Here is a 21275-nt window from a genome sequence, read left to right as displayed (position 1 = left end):
TTCCGGTGTCCTGACATGTCCCCTTCTCCCGTGCCGCCGCTGTCCGCCGCTGTCCTGTGGTCGTGTTGCGGTACGGCATTCGCGGCGGCCGAGCCAGCCGCGGCTGTGGCGCCCTCGGCGCTGCGCGAACTGCTGGGGATCGTGCTGCCACTGGCCTTCGTCATCTTCGCCCTGTTCGTGATTTGGCGCCTGGCGCGTCGCCGCTATGGCCTGGCCGGCAAGAACGCGCCGCTGTCGGTGCTGCAGATCCTCCCGGTCGGCCCGCGCGAACGCGTGGTGCTGCTGCGGACCCGCGCCGGCCGTGCGTTCGCCGTCGGCGTCAGCGCCCAGTCGGTGAACCTGATCACCTCCCTGGAGCAGGACGACATCGGCGGGACCGAAGCCGAAGCCGTGGAGGCATCGGATGCGCCGCAGGCCATTGATAACGTCTCGCCACGTTAACCCGCTGTGAGCCATGGGCCGGGTCGACCGTGACCGCTTCCACAAACATGAACAGAACAATGATCGAGCTCACACGGCTGCAAACACGATTTTCACGCATCGGTCACTTTACAAGGCTATCGTAAGTTGGCACAAAGTGACGCATGAGGGCAGGGGTAATGCGGCGACTGGGACGACAGGGGGGCGACGGGACAGCATTTGACATGTCCGTGCCAACCCTTGCGTGCCGTCCGCAACAGGGGGAGCGATGCGCGCGTTGATCGATTCGCTGTTCGCTGTGCCGGCGGGCATGGCGCCACGCAAGCGGCTGGGCTACAGCGATGTGGTGCTCGCGTTCGCCGCGGTCACGATCATCAGCGTGATGATCCTGCCGCTGCCGCTGGTGCTGATCGACTCGCTGGTGGCGATCAACATCTCGATCGGCTTCGGCCTGTTGCTGCTGGGCATCTACATCCCCAACCCGGTGGCCTTCTCCAGCTTTCCCAGCGTGCTGCTGCTGACCACGCTATTCCGGCTGGCGATCTCGATCGCGATCACTCGCTCGATCCTGCTCAACGCCGAAGGCGGCCACATCGTCGAGACCTTCGGCTCGTTGGTGGCCGGCGGCAACCTGGTGGTCGGCCTGGTGGTGTTCCTGATCATCACCGTGGTGCAGTTCATCGTCATCGCCAAGGGCGCCGAGCGCGTGGCCGAGGTCGCCGCGCGCTTCACCCTGGACGCCATGCCCGGCAAGCAGCTGTCGATCGACTCCGACCTGCGCTCGGGACTCATCGACAAGGACGAGGCGCGCCGCAAGCGCCGGCTGCTGGAGACCGAGAGCCAGCTGCACGGCTCGCTCGACGGCGCCATGAAGTTCGTCAAGGGCGACGCCATCGCCGGCATCGTCATCATCATCATCAACCTGCTCGGCGGCCTCGCGATCGGCGTGCTGCAGCGCGGCATGGAGCTGGCCGAGGCCACCCGCACCTACAGCATCCTGACCATCGGCGACGGCCTGGTGTCGCAGATCCCGGCGATCCTCAGCACGATTGCTGCCGGCCTGGTGGTGACCCGTACTACCGGCGAGATCGAGGACCGCCATCTCGGCGACGCCATCACCCGGCAGGTGACCGGGCAGCCGCGCGTGCTGCTGATCACCGGCCTGCTGGCGCTGCTGATGATGCTGGTGCCGGGCTTCCCGATCGGCGTGTTCGGGGTGCTCGGCGTGGCCCTGCTCGGCATCAGCGCCTGGCGCTACCGGCACAGCTTCGACAGCCTGCGTCGCCTGTTCCGTGTCTCCGACGAGGAGATGGCCGCCAGCCAGGCGCCGACCGACAACGACGACATGGCGCCGCCGCCGCCGCTGCAGCTCGACGTCGCGCCGTCGCTGATCGACGGGCTCGGGCAGGAGGCGATGCGCTCGCGCATCGCCGAACTCGCCCAGCGCCTGCGCGAGGAGTACGGCGTGCCGGTACCGGTGCCGTCGCTGCGCATCCATCCCGCGCTAGGCGAGGGCGAGTACCGGCTCAGCGCGTTCGGCGCGCGGGTCGCCTCGGGGCGCATCCGCGCCGACGCGCAGCTGCGCGCCGCACGTCCCGGTGCCGATGCCGGTGCGCGGCTGCCCGGCTTCTTTCCGCCGCTGGCCGGCGAATGGGTCACCGGACCGGCCGAGGACGCGCGCGCGCCGCTCGACGTCATCGTCGAGCACTGCCGGAGCGCGCTGCAGCGCCGGCTCGGCGGCTTCCTCGGCATCCAGGAAACCTCCAACCTGTTTGGCCGCATGCAGCGCGACTATCCGGACCTGGTGAAGGAGATGCTGCGGGTGGTCGCACCGCAGCGGGTCGCCGACGTGCTGCGCCGCCTCGCCGAGGAAGGCGTGCCGATCCGCAACCTGCGCGACGCCTTCGAGGCGATCACCGATGTCGGCGGTCGCGAGAAGGACGTGGTGCTGTTGACCGAGTACGTGCGCGTGGCGCTGAAGCGCGAGATCGCCGATCGCTATTCAGACAGCGAGCGCACCTTGCACGTACTGTTGATCCACCCCGAGCTGGAGGACAAGCTGCGCCAGTCGGTCCGCGTCGCCGGCGGCGCCAGCCAGCTGGCGATCTCGCCGGAACTGGCGGCGCGCCTGGGCAACGAAGTGCGCGCCCACCTGGGCCGGCAAGCGCCGGACGTGCGCCCCGTGCTGCTGTGCTCGCTCGACGTGCGTCGCCACCTGCGCAAGCTGATGGAAGTGGACTTCTTCGAGCTGCCGGTGCTGTCCTACCAGGAACTCGCCCCGGACCTGCGGATCGTGCAGGCGGGCCAGATCAACGCCTGAGCCGATCCGCAACGACGACCAGACAACGCAAGAGCAGACAATCAGAGTTTGCAAGGAGCGAAACCAGATGTCTTCCGCCGAAACCACCCGCGAGTCACCGATCAGCAGTCATCTGCTGCGGATCGTGGCGGGCCTGCATGCAGGCGCGAGCCGCGAACTGGCCGATCGCGAGATGATCCTGGTCGGCAGCGGTGACGACTGCGACATCGTGCTGGCCGACGACGGCGTCGCCAGCCACCACGCGCTGATCAGCCTGGTCGATGGCCATTTCCAGGTGCGCGCGCTGGACGCGCCGCTGCGGCTCGAGGGCCGCGTGCTGCACCCGGGCGATCCGGTCGAGCTGGACAAGGTGCAGCGGGTCGGCCTGGGCGATGCCGCGCTCGCCTTCGGCCATGCCGACGACCCGGCTTGGCTGGCGCTGGTGCCCGAGGGCACGAAGTTCGCGCCGCCGCCGCGCAACGTGGTTCCGTTCGCGCGGCGGTTGCCGATGATCGCCGCCATCGCCGTACTGTCGCTGGCCTCGCTGGCGATCTTCGCCGCGGTGATGCCGTCCCAGGAAACAGCGATCGACATCGAGGCGCGGCTGCAGAGCCTGGCGCGCGAATACCGTGTCGCCGAGGCAAAGGTCGAGCGCGACGTGAACGGCATCGCGGTGCTGTCGGGCACCGTCAAGGACGTCGCGACCCGCCTGCGCATGCGCCAGCAGCTCGACAGCGAGCGCATCGACGCCACCCTGACGCTGCGCACCGGCGAGGACATGGCGCGCGACGTCGCCGACGTGCTGCGCGGCCACTATCCCGCCGAGAAGACGCGCTACCTGGGCAACAACGATGTCGAGGTGACCGGCTATTTCGACGACATGGCCGCGTTGGAGGCGTTCGCCAAATCGCGCGCGATGCAGGAAACCGGCGTGCGCCGGGTGATCCCGATCAATCTGGCCACGCCGGTGGATGACGGCGAGGCCGCCGAAGCCGAGGAAGCGGTGCGGATCGTCTCGGTCGAACGCGGCGACAACGCGCACCTCGTCTCCGCCGACGGCGTCCGTTACCCGGTCGGTGCCGAACTGCCCGGCAGGGGCACGCTGCTGTCGATCGGCGAGCACGTGCAGGTGCTGCGTCCGGACGGCTCGCTGGTGAAGCTGCGGCCGGAGCCGGTGCAGGCCGATCCCGACCCGGACGAGGCCGGGGACCCGGCCCAGGACAAGGAGGCGGCGGCGGCGGCGCCCAAGTCGCGCGCCTACGCCACCGAGCAGGCCCGGGCGGCCAGGCAACGCATGTGACGAACGGCCCTGGGACGGTCCTAGGGCATACCCGAGGTTTCACGATTCCGACGGACGAATGGATTAGAGTCGGCATCGAACAGTCAGTATCCACCAAGGTCAGGAGGAGCAAGCGCATGAGCACGATCGACAGTTCCGTATTGAACAACTACATCGGCATGGCCACGTTCACGAACGGCCAGAACGGACCGCGCGGTACCAGTTCGGCCGGCGGCGGAGGCAGCTGGTACGAAGCGATGTCGCGTGCCTGGGGGCAGACGCTCGACGGCCAGGCGGCCAAGATCACGCAGATGTCGGACGCGATCAGCGCCGGCAGCGACCAGCCTTCGGACATGGTCCAGCTGACCGCCGCCAGCCTGAAGATGCAGTTCATGTCCAACAACGCCGCGACCTCGCAGAACAGCGTCGGCCAGGCACTGGAAACACTGGGCAAGCGCAACTGATCGCCGTGGCGTCCCGCGAAGGCGCGTGTCGCAAGGCGCGCAACCTTCCGTGGGACGGCGCTGGTGACGTGCAGGCGCATGGACATCACGGTTCGGGAGAACAGACATGATTGAAGCCATCCAGGTCGCCGCGATGGAAGGATCGCCGGCCGCGGCCGGCGGCGGCGGCGCCGCTGCGCAGCCTCAGGCCTCGGCCATCGAGGTGCGCGACTTCGCCCAGGCGATGCAGCGCACCGATGCCACCACGTCGCCGCAGCAGGCCGCCGCGCCCGATGCGGTCGCCGGGGCCGACAAGGCGGAGCCGTCCGAAGGCACGCGCATGATGATTTCGGCGTTCGACAGCCTCAACGGCAGCGCCAAGAACATCGAGGCCCTGTCGCAGGCAATGAGCGGCAGCGTCGCCGACCTCAAGCCGGGACAGATGCTGGAAATGACGATGAAATGCCATGAGTTCCTGTTCCAGTCGCAACTGACCTCGAACGTGGCGAACCGCACCTCCGACGGCGTGCAACAGCTGTTCCGGCAGCAGTCCTGAGCAACCGGGGGGACGTGATATGAGCACCTCGACATCGAAACGGGGGTCGTGGCGGGTCGCGCTGGGGCTGTTGGCGTGCCTGCTGCTGGCCGCCTGCGGCCGCACGACGCTGTACAGCGACCTGGAGGAGCGGCAGGCCAACGAGGTTCTCGCTGCCCTGTTGGCGACCGGGGTGAAGGCCGACAAGCGGCTTTCGGTCAGCAAGAACGGCTGGGAGATCCGCGTCGACGACAACGATTTCCCGTACGCGATGCAGGTGCTGCAGTCGCGCGGCCTGCCGCGCCAGCAGTACAGCTCCCTGGGCGACATCTTCAAGAAGGAGGGGTTCGCCTCCTCGTCGCTGGAGGAGATGGCGCGCCTCAAGCACGGCCTGCAGCAGGAGATGTCGAAAACGCTGGCGAGCTATCCGGGCGTGGTGGATGCACGCGTGCACATCAACCTGCCCCAGCGCGATCCGCTCGGCGGCAACTCGAGCGATGCCTCGGCGTCGGTGGTGATCTTCGAGCAGCCCGGGGCCAATCTCAGCGACAAGGAAACCGAGATGAAGGTGGTGGTCAAGGACGGCGTACCGGGACTGAACGATGTCAACAAGGTCACCGTCAAGTTCACCACCGTGCCCGGTCCGGCCGAGAACCGGCAGGGCCAGCGCAGCGCGACGCCGGTGGCGATGTCGGCGATCAGCCCGATGGCGATCGGCATCGTGGCGGCGGTGATCGCGGTGATCGCGCTGGTGCTGGCGTTCGGCGGCCGCCTGCGCCAGCGGCTGCAGCCGCAGCCCAAGCAGAGCCCACGGGTCTGGAACGGGTGATCCGCCGGCATGCCGTTGCAGGCGCTGCTCGCCGAGGTCCACCCCAGCTGGTACGTCCGTAGCGGCGAGGCGCCGCTCGCCCCGGGTCTGGTCGATGCCGCCCGGCGCAGCGTACTCGGGCGCCGGCTGTTGGCCCGCGCACTGCTCGCTTCCGGCAGCGGCGATGCGCTGCTGGCGCCCAGGCCCGGCAGGGGGCTTCCGACCGCGATCACCCGCTGGCCGCCCGCGCGCATGGCGCGACTGGTTCGCGATCTCGGCGTGCTCGCCCATGCGCCGGTGATCCGCGCCGAGGTGCGGCGCGAGCCGGTGCGCCGGCTCAGGCGCCTGCTCGGCAACAGCTATCTGCTGGCGCTCGATCCGACGGTCTGGGATGCCGCCGTCGCGCGCGACGTGCAGGCGCGCCTGTCGGCGAACTGGGAACGTCTGTTGCGCGAGACCGACGATGCGCGGCTGCTCGCGCTGTTCGACGGCCAGGGACGCAACGAACTGCGGAGCTGGGCCGCACAGCGCGATCCCGCCCTCGGCGAATGGGTCGCACTGCTGCACGAATACGAGACGGCGGGTCCCGCGCACCTGCCGGAAAAGCCGGTGCTGCTGTTGTGCACGCACCACGAATCCCGGCCCGAGAGGGCCTGACAGGCGAGGAACAGGCAGCATGCAGACGCGCAAGGCTCCAACGGCGGATGCCGGCGACCTGGCAGGGTCGGCGGGCGTGGCGCTGTTCGAGCGCCGCGAATTCGAGCGCGCGGTGACCTCGCGCATCGTGCCGGCACGGCAGTGGAACCGGCTGGACGAACTCGATGCCCTGCTCGAGCGCGTCAACACGCTGTATGCCGAGGCCGAGGCCGAGATCGCGAAGGCCCGTGCCGAAGGCCAGGCCGCCGGCTTCGCCGAGGGACTGGCACGCGCGCAGCAGCAGATGGCCGAAAAACTGACCGGACTCAACGAGCGCCGCGCGCGGGTGCTGGCCGAGGCCGCCGGCCGCATCACCGACCTCGCCTGTGCGATCGTCGCCCGCATCGCCCCCGGTTTCGACGCCGCTGGCGTGGTCCCGTCGCTGGTGATGCAGGCGGTCGAGGCCGCGCAGGCGGAACAGTTCCTGCTGATCCGCGTGCACCCGTCGGTGCGCGGGGCCGTGGAATCCGGGCTCGGCGCCGTGCGCCAGGCGCATCCGGCGGTCGGCGTGATCGAGCTGGTCAACGACGAGAGCCTGGATCCGCTGAGCTGCGTGGTGGTGTCCGAGGCCGGCGAGGTGCGCGCCGGCGTGGCCCAGCAGATCGAGGCGATCCGCGCCGCGCTCGCCGGTGCCGGCGGCGAGGGGACCGCGGCATGAACGCGCCCGCTTCCGATCCGCTGCTCAGCGCGCTGTCGTCGGTCAAGACGATCCAGCGCGTCGGCCGCGTCGCCGATGCCTACGGCACCCTGATCCGCGCCACCGGGCTCAAGGCCTCGATCGGCGAGTTGTGCCACCTGCGCCACCCGCGCGGCGAGGGCGATCCGGATTTCGAGCTCGCCGCCGAAGTGGTCGGCGTGTCCAAGCAACACACCCTGCTGACGCCGCTCGGCGCGCTCGACGGCATTTCCGCGACCACCGAGGTCTACGCCAGCGGCCGCCAGGCCTCGGTGCGCGCCGGCGACGGCCTGCTCGGCCGCGTGCTCGACGCACACGGACAGCCGATCGACGATCGCGGCCCGCTGGGACCGACCGTCGAAGCGCCCATCTACGCCGCTTCGCCCAATCCGCTCGCGCGCAACCTGATCGAGCGCCCGTTCTCCACCGGCGTACGCGCGATCGACACGGTGATGACCACCGGCGAAGGCCAGCGCGTGGGCATCTTCGCCGTTGCCGGCGGTGGCAAGAGCACACTGCTGGGCATGCTCGCGCGCGGCGGCGATGCCGACGTCAACGTCATCGTGCTGGTCGGCGAGCGCGGTCGCGAGGTCAACGAGTTCATCCATGACAACCTCGGCGAGCAGGGACTGGCCAAGTCGATCGTCGTGGTGGCGACTTCCGACCGTCCGGCGCTCGAGCGCAGCCGCGCGGCCTGGGTCGGCACCGCGATCGCCGAGCACTTCCGCGACCGCGGCAAGCGCGTGCTGCTGCTGCTCGACTCGGTGACCCGCTTCGCGCGCGCGCTGCGCGACGTCGGCCTCGCAGTCGGCGAGCCGCCGGCGCGGCGGGGTTTCCCACCCTCGGTGTTCAGCGCGCTGCCCCGGCTGTTCGAGCGCGCCGGCAACAACGACCGCGGCAGCATCACCGCCTTCTACACCGTGCTGGCCGAGGACGAGGATGGCGGCGACCCGATCGTCGAGGAAGTGCGTTCGATCCTCGACGGACATATCGTGCTCTCGCGCAAGCTGGCCGCCGCCTATCACTACCCGGCCATCGATGTGCTCACCAGCCTCAGCCGCACCATGCCGCGGGTGGTCGACGAAGCGCACCTGCGCGCCGCCGGCCAGCTGCGCAAGTACCTGGCCAAGCACCAGGACATCGAGCTGCTGCTGCAGCTGGGTGAGTACAAGCGCGGCAGCGATCCCGAGGCCGACGTGGCGATCGAGAAGATCGGCCCGATGCGCAAGCTGCTGCAGCAGCCGTCCACCGAACTGGTGCCCTTCGACCAGTCCGCCGACGCGTTGAAGAAGCTCTTCAGATGAAGCGCTATCCACTACAGACGCTGATCAAGCTGCGTGCGCACCGCACCGAGCTCGCGCGCAAGGTGGTGCTGGAAAAACAGCAGCAGGCGCGTGCCTGCCGCGAGGCGTGCACCCGCATCGAAGGCGAAATCGAGGCGCTGCGACAGGAACGTTCCGGGCACCGCATGCGCCTGCTGGACCCGCCGCCGCCCGGCGTGCACTGGCCGCAGGTGCTCGAGCAGCGCGAGGCGCACATCGACCTGCTGGGCGAGCAGGTGCAGGCGGCCTGCCAGCGCCTGCAGCAGGCGCAGCAGCAGCTGCAGGCGGCCGAGCGTGCGCTGGAGGAGGCCAAGCAGGCGTTCTTCCGCGCCAAGGCGCGCGAAGACGCCCTGGAGAAGCGCAAGGGCGTGTGGCGCGACGAGCAGGTGGCGCTGGAAATACGCAAGGAAGACGCCGCCGCCGCCGATCTGCCGCTGGCACGGCGTCTCACCCCCGGACAAACGTGAGGTCAACATGAGCATCGAACGCAGCCAGTCGCCGCAATCGGCCGAGCAGGCCCGCAATACCGATGGCGAGCAGAAAACCGACGCCAAGCGCGAGCCGCCGCCGAAGGAGACCGTGGACCGCTTCCGCCAGGTGCTGCAGAGCAAGCAGGAAGCGAAGGACGAATTCCTGTCTGCCCGGGCCAAGGGTGCCGGCGAACTCAGCGGCCAGCAGCGCGCGGAGGCTGAGGCCGCCGCGCGCCAGGCGGCGACGCAGGACGCGGTGGAGGCCGCGCGCCAGGCGCCGGGCGACAGCGAGCAGGCGATGCAGACCCTCGACCCGGCCGAGGTCCTGGCGATGATGCAGGCGCAGTCCGCATTGCGCGACGGCGCGCACGTCGCTCCGGTCACGGCGCCGGTCAACACCTCCGCGTTCGCGGACCTGATCGCGCGCCACGTGCGCCAGCTGGCGGTGGACGAGGGCGCGGCCAGCGATCGCGACGGCCAGGTGCTGCTGCGGATGGCCGACAGCACCCTGCCCGGCACCGATCTGCTGCTGAGCAAGACCGCCGACGGCTGGCTGCTGCGCGCCGACGTGCGCTCGCGCGGCAGCTACGACGCCATCCGCGAGGCCGCGCCCGAGCTGGCCCGGCGCTTCGCGGAACGCAACCTCGGCATGCTGGAGATCGATCCGCACTTGCACGTCTGACCGGCTGCCCTGGGGTTTGCCCCAGGTCGGGTTCGCCCCAGCTTGGGCGGGGGGCAAAGAAGGGGAAGAGTGGATGTCGAGGAGAGCCCCCATTGGCGGGGGCGCTCACCAGGAGGACTCACTATGTTTGATGGGATCAGTGACATCGTCAAATCCGCCGCGCAAACCCTCGGCGGCACGATCGGCGGCCCGATCGGCGCGACGATCGGCGGCATGCTGGCGGACTTCGCCATCCAGGCGATCAGCGATCAGCTCGACCAGTCGCTTTCGAACGCGAACCTGCCGTTCGACGCGCAGAGCCTGTTCAGCGGTCAGTACATGAAAGCCTTCCAGGGCGCCCTGCGCGGTTGAGCGCAGCACATGAACGCCGCCGGCCAGACCTGGATGGAGCGGATCGAGCAGCTGCGCGCCGAAGGTGTGATCAATGCCGATGACGAGGCCGCGCTCATCCGTCACGTCAACGATCATCAGCGGTTGATAGAAGAGGAGCTGTTCGCCATCGCGCCCGAGTACCAGCGCCGGCTTGCCGGCGACGGGCGGCAGGCAGCCGATGAATGGCTGGCGGAGACCGCCCGGGAGCTTGGGCAGCGCGAAGGCGAGAAGATGCAGCGGATTTTCGAGCAGTTCTCCTGCACGGATTGGACCTTGACCGCCTAGGGTCGCCCCCAGCTTGCCCCGCCGGGGATCATGGTTAGACTCGTTTCGAGGATTCGATTCGCGCCGCAGCCGCCCCAGAACCCATTCATCTGGAAACGAAATGCCACCTCGCCCGCCCCGCCGAGCCACCCCCAACCGGACACGGCCATCGCATGTCCCTGTCCGCCAGGATTCGGTGGATCCGGGCGAAACGGGTCGCGATCAGGCGGAGGTGAATCCCGAGGTCGAGGCGCTCCAGGGGGCCGTCAGCGAGCTGCTGCAGGAATTCGAAGCGATGCTGGTCAACGACCCCGGCATCGACCAGGAAACGCGCGATTTCGTCCAGAAGCAGTTCGCCGATGCGCTGGACGAGGCCGCCGCCGAGTCGGAACCGACGGCGGCCCTGGATCGCGGCGCATGGATGGACGTCGTGGAAGGGCTGCAAGGTAGCGGCGCGGTCACCGAGGACGAAGCCAACGTACTGATCCGCCAACTCAATCAGGCACTGCGCCCGCTCGAAAGCCGGGAATCGCAGATCGCGATCGAGTTCGGTCGCCGCATGCAGACCGAAGGCCAGGAAAAGGCCCTGGCCTGGTTCCGTGAGCAGAAGAGCCAGGCATCGGCCGATCCGGAGCAGGACGCCTCCTCCGGAATCCGGAAGGATCCTCCACAGCCTCTCCGCAGCGAGATGGTCAACTCCCGTTCGCGACGGGTTCGCGGTCCGCCAAAGCACGCCTGACACCAGGTTGCGTACCGAGAGCACTTCATTCGCTGGACCCCGAACAACGGAGAACCGAAATGTCTGATGTCGTCAACATCGATTCCAAATCCTACGCCTACAACTTCATCGACAACGCGCAGATCGACGCGCGGACCAAGGCGCAGGCGAGCAAGGCAGCCGGCGGCAGCGTGCTGATGGCACTGGCCATCGCGATGGGCCTGATCGCGGACAAGATGACCGACCGCGTGTTCGCGCTGGCCGAGAAGCTGGACAACATCCAGAACGAAAAGGCCAAGATGGAGAACAACGGCAAGTCTCCGGGCAGCATGTCCGAGAATCTCATCACCGCCCAGCTTCAGGCCCAGACCCAGATCATGAACATGTTCATGCAGGCCATGAGCACCGTGATCAAGAGCTACGGCGAAGCCAACACCCAGGTCGCCCGCAAGTCCGGCTAATCCAATCGGACGGCCTGTTCCAGACAGCAGACGCCCCCGGCATTGTCCGGGGGCGTTCTGCTTACGCGGGAGGAATCTCGATGCGTCTCATGCAACGGATCGTCGCCCTGGCCGCGCTCCTGTTGGCGACGGCGTGCAGCGAACTGGCGGGAGGGGAAGCGGAGCAGCAGCGTCCGCCTCCCCCGTATCTGGGGGATCCCTACCTGGGAAGCGTCGACGTGCGCGCATCGCTCCCGGACGATCACCTGCGTGACGCGCTCAACGCCACCGGCACCGGCAGTGCGCAGTTCGTCGACGAGGGCGAGGGCCGTGCGCGGTTGATCCTGGTGGGGAACATCGAGCGCGAGGGCGACGCGGGCTTCGTGCTCGAAGGCAGCTACGACGAGAACGGCTGGCGCAGCCGGGACCAAGCGATCACCCTGGCGCTCGACGCCGACGGCAGGATCGAGGGCACGGGCCTGGTACACCCGCATCGCCTGCACATCCGGGGAACGGCCGCCGAGACCTCGCTCATGCTCAAGGTCGAGATCGAGCTGCTGGAACCGAGCGAGAGTGGCTTTCCCGAAGGGGCGATCTTCCAGTTCGATTACGCGCTGCACCGGGACGCGGCGGATGCGGACGCGCCGGTGACCGCGGCGCAGCCCCAGCCCGACGGCGACGGAAACTGCAAGGCGGTCAAGTGGCGCATGCGAAGCGTGGCGAACTTCTCGGGCGGGCCCGCGCACCGAGTCCGGGTGCCGGTCTGCATCAAGTAACCGATCGAGGCGGGTGTGTCGCCGTGCCCGCGTTCCTACACGCGCGGGTGCTCCGCCTGCAGGCGACGTGATCCGCTGCGGAAGAGTGCCGTGGATGCAGGGCGCGAACCCTGCTCCGGCCGACCCGGCGATGCCGTCATTTCAATCGCCGCGCCAGCAGCCAGGCGCCGATGCCGGCTGCCAAGCCCAGCATCGCGAAACCGCCGACCCAGACCGGGGTCTGTGGCGCCGGGGCGACGTTGCCGTCCAGGACCGGCAGGAAGACGAGGATCGACAGCGCCAGGCAGCCGTAGGCGACGATCGCCAGCACCCAGTACAGCCACTGGAACACGCGTTCGACCAGGCGTTGTTCGGCGAACTCGGCCTCGCGGCGGGAGCGCTCCGCATGCTCGCGCGATCCCAGCGCCGCCAGCAGCGCCGACACGCCGTACAGGGATTTCCACGCGCGCCGCTGCTGCGTACCCGCGACGGTATGGCCGTGGGCGACGGTGCCGTCGGCGCGTGCCGCCTGGGCGCGATCGCCTGCGGCCAGCATGGTGGCGCCCTTGGCGTCGCCGGGAGACTGCGAGGCCGGCACGGCGGACGCCAGCACGGTGGCCACCGTCGCCTGCGTGGCGCCGGCCGGCGCCGCTGTCGCGGCGGTCGTTCCCGCGGCCGCGGCGGTGGATCCGGCGGGGGTGGTCGCGCTGGGCGCGCCCGGCATGGAGGACGGCGCGCGTTCGACGACCGCGCCGTCGGCACGCATCGCGAGCGGGACGGCGTCCGGCCGCGCCTGCGGCGCCAGCATCGGATGCGCCTGCGCGGGCGACGCGGCGACGTTGGCCTGCGCGGCCTGCAGCGGCACCGCCACCGCATCGGGCCTGGCGGCGGCTTGTAGCGGCGCCTGCGGCGCCATCAACCCCGCGGGCTGTTGCACCACGGAAGCCGGTGCGGCCTGGAGGCCGTAGCCGGTCGGCGCCGCCGGCGTACCTGATTGTGCTGGTTGTGCCTGCGCCGCTGCCGCGGAAATCGCCCCCTGCGTCATGGCCGCGACGTTGGCGGGGCCGGGCTGCATCGACGGCGCCGCGCCGGACAGCTGCCGGGCCAGGCCGGGCGGCAGGGACTGTTGCTGCGTCAGCGCCTGCAGCGCATTGCCCAGGGTCGATGCGACCGCTGATGCGACGGTGGAAACGAACAGCGCGTTTTGCCCGGACCCCGGCGTCATCGGCGGCGGCGAACCGTTCGATGGCTGCGATGGGCCGCCGGAGGCGGCGTGTGGCGGTGGCCCCGGCACACCCGCGTGCACAGGCGGCCCCTGCACACCTGCATGCGCGGGTGGTCCGCCCGCGTGATGGTGCGCGGGCTGCGTGGACGAGCCGGGCAAACCGGAAGGCACCTGCGAGAGCGGCGACGAGCCCGGTCCGGACGGCGGCAGCGACGGTCCCGCGCCGGGAAAGTTCGACGGCCCGCCGAGGCTGCGCGCCAGGCTGGAAGTCAGATTGCCCAGCAGATGTTTCAGCCCGCCGAGTCCGGGCGGACCGTGGGACAGTCCGGGCGGGCCGGAAGAGAGCGGACCGATGGGCATGGCAAGACCCCCGTATGGCGTCGGGTGGCGGGACCGGGCCCCTGATGCACCGGGATAGCCCACGCTACGGCGTTTGTCCGTCGCGGACGACCTAGGGCCAACCCTAGGGCGACCCTGGGGTCGGCCGGACGTATCCGGCCAGACGGGAGGACGTCCGGATCACCACCGCGGCTCAGGCCGGCCGAGTGTCGCGGTGGCGCGTCCGGGGCCGAAGTTCGGCCGGGCGGCGTGCCCAGCTCACTTTTACTTGGGATCGAGCGCGTCGCGCTTGGCTTGGCGGCGCGCCTCGCGCGGCAGATCCCGGGCGTTGCCGAATGCCGCCGCCTCCCAGCCACCGTAGCTCGGGTTGGGCAGCATCCACCAGCGCTCGCCGAACCACTCGCCGTGGGTCGCCAGCAGCTGCGCCCGTGCCTGCGGAGTATTGCGCTCGACCCGGACGAAATCGCCGAGCTGGTCGCCGAACTGCATCAGCACGCGGTAGCGGCGGCCGGCCAGCACACGGCGGCAGTCCTTTTCGCTGCCGCGCGACTGGCAGCCCTCCACTTCGGTCCCCAGGCCGAGGAACACGCTGTCGTCGGCCACCGGAAAGCCGACGGCGCGCAGATTGGCCACGGTGGCGTCGGCCGACGCCTGCGTCCGATTGGACAGGTAGACCAGGGTGACGCCCCGGGCATCGGCCAGGCGCGCGAATGCCAGCGCGCCCGGGATCGGTCCGGCCTGGCGTTCGTCGACCCATGCGGCCCAGGTCGCCTCGTCGTATTCGGCGCCGCCGCGCACCAGGCGCGCCTGGTACGGGGAGTTGTCGAGCACGGTCTCGTCGATGTCCACGATCACCGCCGGCGGCCGTCCGGCCGCGCTGCCCGCGGCCGCGCGCTCCTCGGCAACGAGCGCGTCCCAGTCCGGGTCGGCGAGTGCTTCGTCGAGCCGGTCGCCGGCGGCGCGGTACAACGACAGCGCCGCGGCATGGTACTCGGCAGAAGCCTGCATCCAGAGCACCGCATTGAGGTTGTCGTCGGCGGTGGCGGTTGGTGCCGCGGGCGCGGCCGGCGGGCCGGTCTGGCAGGCGGGCAGGGTCAGCGCGAGCAGGCAGAGGGCCAGCAGGGTCGTGCGCACGGCGGTCTCCGGCGTTGCGGGGCGTCGAGTGTAGCGGACGGCTGTGCCGGCTCAGGCGTCGAGCAGCGCCTTGATCGCGGCGAAACCGGCGTCGGCGCGCTCGCGTTTGTGTTCGGCGTCGGCCACCGGGTCGGCGCCGTCGCGCTGCAACTCGTCGGCGGGCAGTTCGTCGAGGAACCGGCTCGGCGTCAGTCGCAGCCGGCTGCCCCATTTCTGCGCCTCGCGTGCGTACGACAGCCACAGCCGTTCCTTGGCGCGGGTGATGCCGACGTACAGCAGTCGCCGCTCCTCGTCGATGCGGCCTTCGTCGACGCTGGCCTCGTGCGGCAGGGTGTCGTCATCGACGCCGACGATGAAGACGTAGCGGAACTCGAGTCCCTTGGCGGCGTGCAGGCTCATCAGCCGCACCTGGTTGCCGCCGTCGTCGCGGTCGGCGTGCGTGAGCAGGGCGAGCTGCGCCGCAAGCTCGCCCGGGCCGGCGCCGCGGCCCTGAAGGGAATGCCCGCCGTCGAACCAGTCGGCCAGCTCGTCGAGGTTACCGCGGCGCATCGCGAACTGCTGCTCGCTCTTGCACTGCGCGCGTACCGCGGCCAACAGGCCGGAACGCTCGTTGAGGTTGCGCACCAGTTCCGCCGGCGGCAGCCGCGCCGCATCGGCGCGCAGCCCGCGGAGGATGTCGGCGAACCCGCCCAGCGCATTGGCGGCGCGTGCCGGCAACTGCTTCAACAGGCCGATCGATTCGGCCGCGCGCGACAGCGGCAGCTGCGCGTGCTGCGCCAGTTCCGAGAGCTTCGCCAGGGTGGTCGCGCCGACCTCGCGCCGCGGCGACTGCACCGCGCGCAGGAACGCGGCGTCGTCGTCGGGATTGGCGACCAGCCGCAGCCACGACAGCGCATCCTTCACTTCGGCGCGTGCAAGGAACGCGGTGCCGCCGCTGAGGTGGTACGGCACCCGCAGCAGCTGCAGTGCCTTCTCCAGCGCGCGCGACTGGTGGTTGCCGCGGAACAGCACGCAGACCTCGTTCCACTGCGCCTTGCCGGCGGTCTGCAGGAACTGGATCTCGGCGGCGACGCGCTCGGCCTCGTGGTTGCCATCGCGGCATTTCCACACCCGGATGCGCTCGCCATCGGCCTGCGCGCTCCACAGCGTCTTCGGGTGTTCGTGCGGATTGTTGGCGATCAGCGCGTTGGCCGCGCGCAGCACGCGATTGGAGCAGCGGTAGTTCTGCTCCAGCTTCACCACCGTCAGCGCCGGGTAGTCCTGCGCCAGCTGCGACAGGTTCTCGGGATTGGCGCCGCGCCAGGCGTAGATGCTCTGGTCGTCATCGCCGACGCAGGTGAAGTGGCCCTTCGGCCCGGCCAGCGCCTTCAGCAGCCGGTACTGGGCGTCGTTGGTGTCCTGGCATTCGTCGACCAGCAGGTAGCCGATGCGCTCGCGCCAGCCCAGGCACAGGTCCTCGTGCGATTCCAGCAGCTGCACCGGCAGCCGGATCAGGTCGTCGAAATCGACCGCGTTGAACGCCGCCAGCCGTGCCTGGTAGCGCGCGTACAGCGCCGCGGCCTCGTGCTCGCGGGTGCTGCGCGCCGCCGCCGCGGCCTCCTCGGGCGAGAGGCCGGCGTTCTTGGCGCGCGACACCAGCTGCTGCATCGCCTGCGCCACGTCGGGCTTGGTCCCGGGCAGCAGGTCCTTGAACTGCGCCAGGCTGTCGTCGGCGTCGAAGATCGAAAAGCCGCGCCGCAACCCGGCGGTGGCGTGCTCGATCTGCAGCAGCTTCAGGCCGAGCGCGTGGAAGGTGGAGACCGTCAGGCCGTCGGCGGCGTCGCCGCGGATGCGCTTGCCGACGCGTTCACGCATCTCCCTGGCCGACTTGTTGGTGAAGGTGATCGCGGCGATGCGTTTGGCCGGATAGCGTCCGGACGCGACCAGGTGCGCGATCTTCTCCACGATCACCCGGGTCTTGCCGCTGCCGGCGCCGGCGAGCACCAGCAGCGGGCCGTCGCAATGGGCGACCGCGGCGGATTGTTGGGGATTGAGACCGTGCATGCAGACTTCCCGGGGCGGGCGATTGTAGCGCCTGCGCCCCGCGGCGACTGCGGATGCGCGCGGCTGCGCCGATTCCGCGCCGTGCTGCCGGCTGACGAGCCGACCGGCGGATTCCGGCGCGCGCGCGCCGGAGCGAGGCCGGCACGGGACCAGACTCGCGCAGCGGCCCGGCGCGCGGAGGGAGCACTCCAAAGCACGCAGGACACGCTCTAGACTGCGCGCATGGCCAAGCTCTACTTCTACTATTCGGCGATGAACGCCGGGAAGACGACCACGCTGCTGCAATCGGCGCACAACTACCGCGAGCGCGGGATGCGGGTGGTGATCCTGACGCCGCGCCTCGACGATCGCGCCGGCAGCGGCCGCGTGGCCTCGCGCATCGGGCTGCAGGCCGACGGCATCGCCTTCGAGCGCGGCACGGATCTGGAGAAGCTCATCCGTGACGACATCGCCGCGCACGGCGAGCTGGACTGCGTGCTGGTCGACGAGGCGCAGTTCCTCGGCCGCGCCCAGGTGTGGCAGCTGTCGGAGGTGGTCGACGAGCTGCGCATCCCGGTGCTGTGCTACGGCCTGCGGACCGACTTTCGCGGCGAGTTGTTCGAGGGCAGCCAGGCGCTGCTGGCCTGGGCCGACGAACTGAGCGAGATCAAGACCATCTGCCACACCGGCAAGAAGGCCACCATGACCGTGCGTGTCGATGCGCAGGGCCTCGCGCTGCAGCAGGGGCCGCAGGTGGAGATCGGCGGCAACGAGCGCTACGTGTCCGTCAGCCGGGCCGAGTTCAAGCGGATCATGCGTGGCGAAGGCCGGATCGAGCAGTTGCAGCCGGACCTGCCGCTGACGTAGGCCGCGGTCGCGTCATCGCCCGGAGGTGTCGCAGGCACGCCGCAGGGCACGGACTTCGCGCAGCACGCTGCCACCCTCGGGCAAGGCCAGGTGGATGTCCTTCTCGAGCCCGCCCAGTGTCGTCAGCGCCTGCGCCCGGCGCGGCCCGTTGCAGCCAAGGGCCGCGACGTGGGCGCGGGCCAGCCAGGCCACATCGCGCGTGTCCGGGTCCGTCTGCGCCAGTGCGCCCAGCCGCTCGAGCTGCTGCAGGGCCTGCGCATCGCCGTGCCGCGCCTCGAACGCCGCCAGCGCCAGTTCGGCCCGCGCCGCGGCGCCGTCCCGGTTCGCGGCGCGCGTGGAGACCGCCAGGCGCAGGCGTTCGCGGGCGCGCTCGGTGTTGCCGAGCGCGGCGTCGATCTCGCCGGCCAGGCGCATCGCATCGCATGGTTGCGCCCGCAGCGCGACCTGCCGCTGCAGCCGCAGCGCTTGCTCCAGCAGTGGCTGCGCGGCGGCGGAGTCGCCGGTGCCGTGCAGCACCATGGCCTGCTCGCACAGCACGCTTCCGAGCCACGGGTGGGCGTCCTCATTGCGCCAGATGGCCGCCGCGCGGCGCAGGTCGCGCAACGCCTGCGGCGCGTCGCCGCGTTCCCAGGCGATCAAGGCCAGGCGGCGATAGGTCTGCGCGACATCATCGTGGTTGGGTCCCAGGCGCGCCACCTGCCAGGCCAGCAGGCCGCGGTACTCGGCGTCGGCTTCGGCGTAGTGCCCTTGCTCGGCGTGGATCGCGGCCAGCTGCCGCCGGGCGTCGATGGTGACGTGGTGTTGCGCGCCGTGCAGCGCCACCGCCAGCGACACGGCATGGGCGCACGCGTGTTCGGCCGCCTCCGGCCCGCGCTCGCGGCGCTCGAGCGCGCAGACCTCGCGCCGCATTTCGATCGCCAGCGGATGCCGCTCGCCGACGCTCTCATGCAGCTGTGCCAGCGCCGCACGCAGTTCGCGCAGGGCCGCGACGTGGTTGCCGGCGTCGGCGTGCAGGCCCGCCAGGTCGGCCAGGCTCTCGGCGATGCCGGAACGGCTGTCGCGCGCGCCTTGGCGCAGCGCGAGCGCGCGCCGGAACAGATGGCTTGCCGGTTCGCCTGCGCCCAGCGCGCGATGGCAGCGGCCGAACTGGGAATAGAACCCGGCGACCTGCAGCGGCAACCGCCGTTCCTGCCGCCGTGCCAGCGAGTGCAACGGCTGCATCGCGGCGACGCAGTGGTCGGACCGCTGCAGCTGTCGCAGCACGTGGCCGAGATCGCTGGCCGCCTCCAGCCGCAGGCTGGCGGGAGAGCGATCGAGCGTGGCGAGGAGCGTGGATTGCCGCTGCAACAGCGCCAGCGCCTGCGGGTGATCGCCCAGGCCCATCCGCAGGCGCGCGATCACGCCGAGCAGTTCCGCGCGCGCCAGCGGCTGCTGGGCCAGTTCGATGTCGCCGCGCTCCACGCCCGCAGCCAGCAGCTGGCGCACGTCCAGCGGCGCGCCGTCCGGCAGGCTGCCGGTGTTCTGGAACAGGCCGATGATGAAATCCTGCATCGCCTGCGCACGCGCCGCCTCCTGCTGTGAAAGCCGCGCCTGCCAGGCGACCAGGCCGAGGGCGGTCGTCAGCACCGCCGCGACCAGGGCCGCGGTCGACAGCGCCCAGCGGTGCCGGTGCAGGTACTTGCGGAAGCGGTAGGCCAGGCGTTGCGGCCGCGCCAGTACCGGTTTGCCGTCCAGGTGGCGTTGCAGGTCCAGCGCCAGTGCCTCGACCGACGGATAACGCTGTTCGTAGCGCTTGGCCAGCGCCTTGAGCACGATGTTGTCGAGGTCGCCGGCGATCGCGCGTGCACGCCGGCGCAGGAGGGCCGAGTCGGCGGATCCGGCATCGGCGCGACGCAGCAGCAGCGACGATGGCTTGGCCGGATCGGTGTCGAGGATCGCCTGCTCCCATTGCGCGTCGCTGTGCCGCTCGGGCTCGTACGGCTTGGCGTCGGTCAGCAGCTCGTACAGCACCACCCCGAGCGCGTAGACGTCGGTGACGGTGGTGACCGGCTCGCCGCGGATCTGCTCGGGCGCGGCGTAGTGCAGGGTGAAGGTGCGCATGCCGGTCCGCGTCTGTTCCGGCAGTTCGGCACTGTCGAGCAGCTTGGCGATGCCGAAATCGAGCAGCCGCACCTCGTCCAGCGGCGTGACCAGGATGTTGGACGGCTTGAGATCGCGATGCACGATCAGGTTGGCATGGGCGTGGCTGACCGCCTCGCAGACCTGCAGGAACAGGCGCAGGCGCGAACGCAGGTCGAGCGCGCGCGCGCGGCACCAGTCGGTGATCGGCTCGCCGTCGACGTAGTCCAGCGCCAGGTACGGCTGGTTGTCGGCGCTGATCCCGGCATCGAGCAGACGCGCGATGTGGGCATGCTCGAGGCGGGCGAGGATCTCGCGCTCGCGGGTGAAGCGCAGCCGCAGGTTGGGATCGGCGAGGCCCGGCCGCAGCAGTTTCAGTGCGACCCGGCGCTGGTAGAGGCCGTCGGCGCGACTGGCCAGCCAGACCTGGCCCATGCCGCCTTCTCCGAGCAGCCGTTCCAGGCGATAGGGACCGACCTCGCTGCCCGGTCGCGCCCCGGGCAACGGCGCCACCAGCGGCGTCTCGAGAAAATCCTCGTGCGTCTGCTGCAGCGCGAGCAACTGCTCGAGATCGGCCGCCAGCCCGGGGTCTTCCTCGCGCATCGAGGCGAGGCTGGCGGCACGCTCGCCCGGCGTCAGTTCGAGCAGGGCATCGAGCAGTGGCGACAGCCTGCGCCAGCGTTCCGGATCCATGGCGTCCTCAGCGTGCCATGGCGTCGTGCCGGCCACGGCGGCCGCGTCCCGGCCCCTGCCGCCGGGCGGCCCGCATGGTGGTGTCAGGGTGCCGGTTCATCCTGGAGCGCCGCCAGCAGGAACATCCGCGCCTTCTGCCAGTCGCGGCGGATGCTGCGTTCGGAACGCTGCAGCAGATCGGCGATCTCCAGTTCCGACAGGCCGGCGAAATAGCGCAGTTCGACCACCCGTGCCAGGCGGGCGTCGGCCTTGTGCAGCTGGGTCAGCGCCGTGTCGAGCCCCAGCATCTCTTCGTCCAGGCGCAGCCCGCCGGCGAGGTCCTCGGGCAGGTCGGTCACGCGGTGCTGGTCGCCGCCGCGCTTGCGCGCCAGGCGCTGGCGCGCATAGTCGACCACCACGCTGCGCATGGCCGAGGCGGCATAGGCGAAGAAGTGCGCGCGGTCCTCGAAGCGGGCGCCGGTGCCGCCGATCAGTTTCAGGTAGGCCTCGTGCACCAGTGCGGTCGCGTCCAGGGTCTGGCCGTACTGGCCGGCCAGCTGGCGGCGGGCCATCGCGTGCAGTTCCTGGTAGAGCGTGGACAGCACCCGATCGAGCGCGTCGCGGTCGCCGTCGCGCGCCGCGTTCAGCCATTGTGTGATGTCGGCGGTGTCCGCCATCGCTTTCCCCCGCGATAGGCGATCACTATATACCTGCGGCTC

At 70.3% G+C, this 21275-nt stretch carries 22 protein-coding genes; 17 read left to right on the top strand and 5 right to left on the bottom strand.

All coding sequences use genetic code 11. The features are described from left to right. Positions 1 to 15 precede the first annotated feature (15 nt). The 16 genes from FXO19_RS19275 to FXO19_RS12050 all read left to right on the top strand — a co-directional run bounded on the left by FXO19_RS19275 (position 16) and on the right by FXO19_RS12050 (position 12200). Positions 16 to 441 carry a FliO/MopB family protein gene (locus FXO19_RS19275; protein ID WP_187775760.1) on the top strand — a complete coding sequence of 142 codons (426 nt, stop codon included), beginning with the start codon at positions 16 to 18 and terminating at the stop codon, positions 439 to 441. 247 nt (positions 442 to 688) lie between these two features. Then, a complete protein-coding gene (gene sctV, locus FXO19_RS12115; protein ID WP_223115496.1) occupies positions 689 to 2740 on the top strand; it encodes a type III secretion system export apparatus subunit SctV in 2052 nt (683 codons plus the stop codon). Positions 2741 to 2807: 67 nt separating this feature from the next. Further along, the gene (locus tag FXO19_RS12110; RefSeq protein ID WP_149195361.1) at positions 2808 to 4019 is read left to right on the top strand and encodes an FHA domain-containing protein; all 1212 of its coding nucleotides are present in this window, start codon (positions 2808 to 2810) and stop codon (positions 4017 to 4019) included. A gap of 116 nt (positions 4020 to 4135) precedes the next feature. Next, on the top strand, positions 4136 to 4462 hold the full coding sequence (locus FXO19_RS12105) for a hypothetical protein (RefSeq protein WP_223115495.1): 327 nt from the start codon (positions 4136 to 4138) through the stop codon (positions 4460 to 4462). 106 nt (positions 4463 to 4568) lie between these two features. Beyond that, the gene (locus FXO19_RS12100) at positions 4569 to 4997 is read left to right on the top strand and encodes a hypothetical protein (protein WP_149195360.1); all 429 of its coding nucleotides are present in this window, start codon (positions 4569 to 4571) and stop codon (positions 4995 to 4997) included. Positions 4998 to 5016: 19 nt separating this feature from the next. Beyond that, positions 5017 to 5805: a type III secretion system inner membrane ring lipoprotein SctJ gene (sctJ, locus tag FXO19_RS12095; protein ID WP_149195359.1), complete on the top strand. Its 789-nt coding sequence runs from the start codon at positions 5017 to 5019 to the stop codon at positions 5803 to 5805. Positions 5806 to 5814: 9 nt separating this feature from the next. Then, positions 5815 to 6441 carry a hypothetical protein gene (locus FXO19_RS19270; protein ID WP_187775759.1) on the top strand — a complete coding sequence of 209 codons (627 nt, stop codon included), beginning with the start codon at positions 5815 to 5817 and terminating at the stop codon, positions 6439 to 6441. 19 nt (positions 6442 to 6460) lie between these two features. Beyond that, on the top strand, positions 6461 to 7138 hold the full coding sequence (locus tag FXO19_RS12090; protein ID WP_187775758.1) for a FliH/SctL family protein: 678 nt from the start codon (positions 6461 to 6463) through the stop codon (positions 7136 to 7138). After that, the gene (locus FXO19_RS12085) at positions 7135 to 8460 is read left to right on the top strand and encodes a FliI/YscN family ATPase (RefSeq protein ID WP_149195357.1); all 1326 of its coding nucleotides are present in this window, start codon (positions 7135 to 7137) and stop codon (positions 8458 to 8460) included. Before FXO19_RS12090 ends, FXO19_RS12085 begins: the two co-directional genes overlap by 4 nt. Further along, positions 8457 to 8945 (top strand): hypothetical protein, encoded by a 489-nt coding sequence (locus FXO19_RS12080; protein WP_149195356.1) that lies wholly within the window; start codon positions 8457 to 8459, stop codon positions 8943 to 8945. The genes FXO19_RS12085 and FXO19_RS12080 overlap by 4 nt, the downstream gene beginning before the upstream one ends. A gap of 7 nt (positions 8946 to 8952) precedes the next feature. Further along, on the top strand, positions 8953 to 9630 hold the full coding sequence (locus FXO19_RS12075) for a hypothetical protein (protein WP_149195355.1): 678 nt from the start codon (positions 8953 to 8955) through the stop codon (positions 9628 to 9630). A 123-nt stretch (positions 9631 to 9753) separates the two neighbouring features. Then, positions 9754 to 9981 carry a hypothetical protein gene (locus FXO19_RS12070; protein WP_149195354.1) on the top strand — a complete coding sequence of 76 codons (228 nt, stop codon included), beginning with the start codon at positions 9754 to 9756 and terminating at the stop codon, positions 9979 to 9981. A gap of 9 nt (positions 9982 to 9990) precedes the next feature. Next, entirely contained in the window at positions 9991 to 10287 is a 297-nt protein-coding gene (locus FXO19_RS12065) for a hypothetical protein (RefSeq protein ID WP_149195353.1), read from the top strand. 175 nt (positions 10288 to 10462) lie between these two features. Beyond that, on the top strand, positions 10463 to 11005 hold the full coding sequence (locus tag FXO19_RS12060) for a hypothetical protein (RefSeq protein WP_149195352.1): 543 nt from the start codon (positions 10463 to 10465) through the stop codon (positions 11003 to 11005). 59 nt (positions 11006 to 11064) lie between these two features. Continuing rightward, the gene (locus tag FXO19_RS12055; protein WP_149195351.1) at positions 11065 to 11445 is read left to right on the top strand and encodes a hypothetical protein; all 381 of its coding nucleotides are present in this window, start codon (positions 11065 to 11067) and stop codon (positions 11443 to 11445) included. Between the two features lie 80 nt (positions 11446 to 11525). Continuing rightward, on the top strand, positions 11526 to 12200 hold the full coding sequence (locus tag FXO19_RS12050) for a hypothetical protein (protein WP_149195350.1): 675 nt from the start codon (positions 11526 to 11528) through the stop codon (positions 12198 to 12200). Between the two features lie 136 nt (positions 12201 to 12336). On the opposite strand, the gene FXO19_RS12045 is transcribed toward FXO19_RS12050, so the two are convergent. From FXO19_RS12045 to FXO19_RS12035, 3 genes are all read right to left on the bottom strand, one after another. Next, a complete protein-coding gene (locus FXO19_RS12045; RefSeq protein ID WP_149195349.1) occupies positions 12337 to 13404 on the bottom strand; it encodes a hypothetical protein in 1068 nt (355 codons plus the stop codon). A 603-nt stretch (positions 13405 to 14007) separates the two neighbouring features. Continuing rightward, the gene (locus FXO19_RS12040; RefSeq protein WP_425481472.1) at positions 14008 to 14865 is read right to left on the bottom strand and encodes a 5'-nucleotidase, lipoprotein e(P4) family; all 858 of its coding nucleotides are present in this window, start codon (positions 14863 to 14865) and stop codon (positions 14008 to 14010) included. Between the two features lie 63 nt (positions 14866 to 14928). Next, the gene (locus FXO19_RS12035; protein WP_149195348.1) at positions 14929 to 16920 is read right to left on the bottom strand and encodes a UvrD-helicase domain-containing protein; all 1992 of its coding nucleotides are present in this window, start codon (positions 16918 to 16920) and stop codon (positions 14929 to 14931) included. Positions 16921 to 17142: 222 nt separating this feature from the next. Between FXO19_RS12035 and FXO19_RS12030 the strand changes: the two genes are divergently transcribed. Then, a complete protein-coding gene (locus FXO19_RS12030) occupies positions 17143 to 17766 on the top strand; it encodes a thymidine kinase (RefSeq protein WP_149195347.1) in 624 nt (207 codons plus the stop codon). Positions 17767 to 17778: 12 nt separating this feature from the next. Here FXO19_RS12030 and FXO19_RS12025 read toward each other — a convergent pair whose 3' ends face one another. Continuing rightward, on the bottom strand, positions 17779 to 20577 hold the full coding sequence (locus FXO19_RS12025) for a serine/threonine-protein kinase (RefSeq protein WP_149195346.1): 2799 nt from the start codon (positions 20575 to 20577) through the stop codon (positions 17779 to 17781). 83 nt (positions 20578 to 20660) lie between these two features. Further along, positions 20661 to 21233 carry an ECF-type sigma factor gene (locus tag FXO19_RS12020; RefSeq protein WP_149195345.1) on the bottom strand — a complete coding sequence of 191 codons (573 nt, stop codon included), beginning with the start codon at positions 21231 to 21233 and terminating at the stop codon, positions 20661 to 20663. Positions 21234 to 21275 lie beyond the last annotated feature (42 nt).

The organism is Luteimonas suaedae, from assembly GCF_008312895.1.
GTDB classification, from domain to species: domain Bacteria; phylum Pseudomonadota; class Gammaproteobacteria; order Xanthomonadales; family Xanthomonadaceae; genus Luteimonas; species Luteimonas suaedae.
Note: the sequence above shows the minus strand (reverse complement) of the source record. Positions and strands in the feature narration are given on the sequence as shown.

What these genes read in the sequence shown, in the direction of transcription:
- FXO19_RS19275 (WP_187775760.1), top strand. Translation starts at nt 16, where the DNA reads ATGTCCCCTTCTCCCGTGCCGCCGCTGTCCGCCGCTGTCCTGTGGTCG.
- sctV (WP_223115496.1), top strand. Translation starts at nt 689, where the DNA reads ATGCGCGCGTTGATCGATTCGCTGTTCGCTGTGCCGGCGGGCATGGCG.
- FXO19_RS12110 (WP_149195361.1), top strand. Translation starts at nt 2,808, where the DNA reads ATGTCTTCCGCCGAAACCACCCGCGAGTCACCGATCAGCAGTCATCTG.
- FXO19_RS12105 (WP_223115495.1), top strand. Translation starts at nt 4,136, where the DNA reads ATGAGCACGATCGACAGTTCCGTATTGAACAACTACATCGGCATGGCC.
- FXO19_RS12100 (WP_149195360.1), top strand. Translation starts at nt 4,569, where the DNA reads ATGATTGAAGCCATCCAGGTCGCCGCGATGGAAGGATCGCCGGCCGCG.
- sctJ (WP_149195359.1), top strand. Translation starts at nt 5,017, where the DNA reads ATGAGCACCTCGACATCGAAACGGGGGTCGTGGCGGGTCGCGCTGGGG.
- FXO19_RS19270 (WP_187775759.1), top strand. Translation starts at nt 5,815, where the DNA reads ATGCCGTTGCAGGCGCTGCTCGCCGAGGTCCACCCCAGCTGGTACGTC.
- FXO19_RS12090 (WP_187775758.1), top strand. Translation starts at nt 6,461, where the DNA reads ATGCAGACGCGCAAGGCTCCAACGGCGGATGCCGGCGACCTGGCAGGG.
- FXO19_RS12085 (WP_149195357.1), top strand. Translation starts at nt 7,135, where the DNA reads ATGAACGCGCCCGCTTCCGATCCGCTGCTCAGCGCGCTGTCGTCGGTC.
- FXO19_RS12080 (WP_149195356.1), top strand. Translation starts at nt 8,457, where the DNA reads ATGAAGCGCTATCCACTACAGACGCTGATCAAGCTGCGTGCGCACCGC.
- FXO19_RS12075 (WP_149195355.1), top strand. Translation starts at nt 8,953, where the DNA reads ATGAGCATCGAACGCAGCCAGTCGCCGCAATCGGCCGAGCAGGCCCGC.
- FXO19_RS12070 (WP_149195354.1), top strand. Translation starts at nt 9,754, where the DNA reads ATGTTTGATGGGATCAGTGACATCGTCAAATCCGCCGCGCAAACCCTC.
- FXO19_RS12065 (WP_149195353.1), top strand. Translation starts at nt 9,991, where the DNA reads ATGAACGCCGCCGGCCAGACCTGGATGGAGCGGATCGAGCAGCTGCGC.
- FXO19_RS12055 (WP_149195351.1), top strand. Translation starts at nt 11,065, where the DNA reads ATGTCTGATGTCGTCAACATCGATTCCAAATCCTACGCCTACAACTTC.
- FXO19_RS12050 (WP_149195350.1), top strand. Translation starts at nt 11,526, where the DNA reads ATGCGTCTCATGCAACGGATCGTCGCCCTGGCCGCGCTCCTGTTGGCG.
- FXO19_RS12045 (WP_149195349.1), bottom strand. Translation starts at nt 13,404, where the DNA reads ATGACGCCGGGGTCCGGGCAAAACGCGCTGTTCGTTTCCACCGTCGCA.
- FXO19_RS12035 (WP_149195348.1), bottom strand. Translation starts at nt 16,920, where the DNA reads ATGCACGGTCTCAATCCCCAACAATCCGCCGCGGTCGCCCATTGCGAC.
- FXO19_RS12030 (WP_149195347.1), top strand. Translation starts at nt 17,143, where the DNA reads ATGGCCAAGCTCTACTTCTACTATTCGGCGATGAACGCCGGGAAGACG.
- FXO19_RS12025 (WP_149195346.1), bottom strand. Translation starts at nt 20,577, where the DNA reads ATGGATCCGGAACGCTGGCGCAGGCTGTCGCCACTGCTCGATGCCCTG.
- FXO19_RS12020 (WP_149195345.1), bottom strand. Translation starts at nt 21,233, where the DNA reads ATGGCGGACACCGCCGACATCACACAATGGCTGAACGCGGCGCGCGAC.